At 72.5% G+C, this 3,177-nt stretch carries 3 protein-coding genes; 1 reads left to right on the forward strand and 2 read right to left on the reverse strand.

Annotated elements, in window-relative coordinates; genetic code table 11:
* Positions 1-387: 387 nt before the first annotated feature.
* Together EAO70_RS36115 and EAO70_RS36120 are read right to left on the reverse strand one after the other, a co-directional pair.
* Complete coding sequence (locus tag EAO70_RS36115; RefSeq protein WP_148007017.1) at positions 388-1,596, reverse strand: low temperature requirement protein A; 1,209 nt, start codon at positions 1,594-1,596, stop codon at positions 388-390.
* A gap of 118 nt (positions 1,597-1,714) precedes the next feature.
* A complete protein-coding gene (locus tag EAO70_RS36120; protein WP_148007018.1) occupies positions 1,715-2,479 on the reverse strand; it encodes a class I SAM-dependent methyltransferase in 765 nt (254 codons plus the stop codon).
* A gap of 496 nt (positions 2,480-2,975) precedes the next feature.
* On the opposite strand from EAO70_RS36120, the gene EAO70_RS40160 reads away from it, so the two are divergent.
* Positions 2,976-3,177 (forward strand): hypothetical protein (locus EAO70_RS40160; protein WP_222723516.1); only part of this gene is annotated, 202 nt, incomplete at its 3' end.

The raw sequence follows: 3,177 nt of genomic DNA on the forward strand, positions 1-3,177 counted from the left end.
CCGCGGGACGGTCGCTGGGACGGGACCCTGTGGTCGAGCTCCTTGCGCACGTCAGCAGCGTGACGGCGGCGCCGGGGAGAAACGCCGTCAACGGGCGCTGTTCATCCTTTCGGGCAGGCGGCCGGGAGTCAGGCGTTCGACGGGCGGGCGCCGTCGCGCTCCTCCGCGCGCCCGGCTGTCGGGCGGGCGTACGGGTGCGCCCTCGTCCCGGCGTGCGCAGCCGGGCCGCCCTGTGCCCGGCTCGGAACGGAGGCGACCGTCGGCGATCGGAGCCCACGGCCCGGGCTGGAGCGACGGCGAACAGCGACGGCGAGCACGACAACCGTACGGCGACAGGCCAACACGACAACCGACCGGCCACAGCGAGGCCTTCGGTGTCGATCCCGCTCAGGTGTGCCGGTCCGCGACCGGCGCGCGTACGACACGCTTGTCGTAGAACCAGGGCCACCGAGCCACCACCACCAGGATCCACACGAGCGCGCCCGGGTACCCGCCGCTCGTGGCAGCGGCCAGGACGACCGGTGCGGCCACGATGGGTACCCCGACCGCCAGGACCCACCGGAGTCCACGCCCCGACAGCGCCCCGCCGAGGAGACCGACCGCCAGGAACACGGCGACGCTGCCGCACATCAGCCAGCGCACCTTCGCCGGCAGCGGTCCCTCGGCCTGTTCCATGGCTCCGCCGAGGGACGCGGCCAGCGCGGCGAGCGCGCCGGTGGCCAGACAGTGGAGCGGGAGCGCGAAGCGCGGGGCGAGCACCCCGAACCCGAGCAGGGGCACGCCGCACGAGCGGCGGACCGCGAGCGCCCACAGGGCGAGGAGAAGGACGAAGGAGCCCACGGCCAGGGTGCCCAGCCGGCCGTCCCACTCGGCCTCCGACGCGGCCTCGACCGTGAGGGCGACGCTCTCGCCGATGACGATGAGGGTGAACAGGCCGAGCCGCTCGTCGAGGTGCCTCGGGTCGAAGCGGGCGGCCACGGGCCGCGTCCGCGACGGTCGCTCGCGCTTCCCGTGCTGGTCCTGCCACTCCTCCGTGGCCCGGCTCAGGAGCCGGTTGCGCGACAGGACGAAGGTGAGCCCCAGGTCGATCGCGAGGCCGGCCGCCCAGAGCCAGTAGCGGGTCGGGGTCTCCGCCCAGAGGGAGACGAGCCAGGGCACGACGCCCACCGTGAGCTGCGCGGTCGGCCAGTCGACGACGACCTCGCCACGGGCCTGCCACACCCGTGAGGCGAGGAAGCGCACCAGGACATAGGCGAGTGCGAAGGCCCGTCCGTGGTCGGAATCGATCTCGGGCACGGCCGCGGCCATGACGGCGAGGCCGAACATGCCGAGGAGGATGGTCCGGGTGTGCGCCTTGCTCGCGGCGACGTTGCCGTAGGTGGTGAAGCACATCCAGGCGGTCCAGAACGCCAGGAACAGCAGGCAGTAGAGCCCCAGGTCGCCCCGGTCCGGATCGTCGTGCAGGAGGTGGGCCAGCTGGGCGATGCCGACGACGGCGACCAGGTCGAAGAACAGCTCCAGCCAGGTGGCGTGGCGCTCCGACTCGGCGGTGGTCTCGGCGGGCGTCGTGGCAGGGCCCTCGGGATCGGAAGACATACTCGTGTGATCGGCCGGACAGACGACTTCCTCCAGCTCTGATCGCCACCGCGCGCCAGAGGGTCGGCCGCGGCCATGAACACCCGGGGCGTCCCGTTACGAGCAGGCCAAGGCGGCCTCAGCCCTCCGGAGTCGCCGCGATGACGACGAGGGAGCCCTGGTAGGTCGGGCGGGCGCGCAGATGGCCGTGGCGTGCGTCCCAGGCGCCGGAGGCCAGATCACGGCGGAGGGTGCGGTCGAAGTGCTCGCGGGCCGCGTCGTCGACGAAGCTCCAGGCGGAGCACGCCTGCCGGGCGGCGGGGTCGAGGAGCATCTCGGGCCGGCCGTAGTACGCCTCGTTGAAGTCGTCGGTGCAGTCGAGCGGGATCGGGAGGGCCTCGACGGTGACGGTTCCGCCGAGGGCGGCCGCGATCCGGTCGACGGACGGGTACCTGCGGGCCTCCGTGTCGAGGACGGCGGGTGCGTACGCGTGCAGCCAGAAGTCCCGGACGAGGGCGGGGTCGCAGGTGAGGACGACGACGGGGCCGGTGGTCACGCGGCGCATCTCCCGCAGGCCGGCCGTGACGTCGCTCCACTGGTGCACGCTGAAAAGCGTCATGGCGGCGTCGAAGGTGCCGTCCGCGAAAGGGAGTTCCTCGGCGACGGCGTTCACGGCCGTCACGTGTCCGTCCGGGCGCCGGGCCCGCATGGCGGCCGACGGCTCGACGGCGGTCACGATGCCGTCGATGTTCTCGTAGGAGCCGGTGCCGGCGCCGACGTTGAGGACGGTGCGGCTGTCGCCCAGGGCCCGGGCGACGAAGCGTGCGATGCGCCCGTCCGGGCGGCGGTGGGCGCCGGAGCGGCCGGAGTCGACGGCCGTGCTGTCGTAGGTGCCTGTCGTCATCTGTCCGACCTCGCCTCGTGAGCAGGAGCAGCGGATACGGAGGGAGGTACGGGCCCGCCCCGGGCGGCGCGCTCGGGATGTCCACGGCACCGCCCCGCAGCATTATCTTGCAGATGCGAGGATCACGTCACAACAGATTCATGGATGCCTGGATGAATACCCGTACTGGCCAGCAGCTGTGACTCGGAGATGTCGACGGGGTGCGCGTACGGTCCGGGTCGTAGGAGGCGCTCGACACGAACGGGAGGGGCGCATACGACCGAAGGGCCCCTGCGTGCAGAACACCGCGAACGACACGCAGGGCCCTTCCGGTCGACCGTCGGGGGCGGCGAGAGCCACTCCTCCGCCTCGGCGGCGACGCGACACAGTCAAGCAGCCTCCGCGCGGCAGGGGCGATTGGACCCGGACACAGAAATCCGCCCACTCGGACGGCAACCGCACAGGCGATCATCCAAGAGACAGACACGTCCTCATAACACGTCTACACTCGTCGACCGTGGCCAGGGTCATGGCGTGCGCGTCGGGGACACCGGCGTTCACCGCCTCCCTGAGCCAGGCCAGGAACAGCTCGGAGGGCTCGGCCGGTGCTCCCTCCGGGTCGAACGCGGGCAGCGGGCGGGCGAAGACCTCGATGCCGCGCAGCCAGTCGCGCACGGTCGAGGGGCTGGTCTCCGGCATGGGGCGGGTCTCCCTCGGGG

This window comes from Streptomyces sp. adm13(2018), from assembly GCF_008042145.1.
In the GTDB taxonomy this organism is placed as follows: domain Bacteria; phylum Actinomycetota; class Actinomycetes; order Streptomycetales; family Streptomycetaceae; genus Streptomyces.

Excerpts from the sequence above, each read along its gene's own strand:
- EAO70_RS36115 (WP_148007017.1), bottom strand. The coding sequence starts at position 1,596 with ATGTCTTCCGATCCCGAGGGCCCTGCCACGACGCCCGCCGAGACCACC.
- EAO70_RS36120 (WP_148007018.1), bottom strand. The coding sequence starts at position 2,479 with ATGACGACAGGCACCTACGACAGCACGGCCGTCGACTCCGGCCGCTCC.